Source organism: Nocardioides antri, assembly GCF_008373765.1.
Classification (GTDB): Bacteria; Actinomycetota; Actinomycetes; order Propionibacteriales; family Nocardioidaceae; genus Nocardioides; species Nocardioides antri.
Map to the genome: position 1 here is coordinate 1 of NZ_VUJW01000108.1, position 276 is coordinate 276.

General features: G+C 49.3%; 1 protein-coding gene. It reads left to right on the top strand.

Going from position 1 to position 276, the window contains the following annotated elements:
• Nucleotides 1-276 (top strand): uS5 family ribosomal protein (locus F0U47_RS22745; protein ID WP_497463091.1); only part of this gene is annotated, 276 nt, incomplete at both ends.

Below are 276 nucleotides of genomic sequence, written 5' to 3' on the forward strand. Positions count from 1 at the left end.
TTCGAGATCATTGATTTCTTCCTCGGCCCGTCCCTGAATGATGAGGTTCTAAAGATCATGCCTGTACAGAAACAAACACGTGCCGGACAGCGCACACGTTTCAAGGCATTTGTTGCCATTGGCGACAACAACGGTCATATTGGTTTGGGTGTGAAGTGCAGCAAGGAAGTCGCCACTGCCATTCGAGGCGCTATTATCCTTGCTAAGTTGTCTGTTTTACCAGTTCGAAGAGGTTACTGGGGTAACAAGATCGGAAAGCCACACACCGTCCCTTGC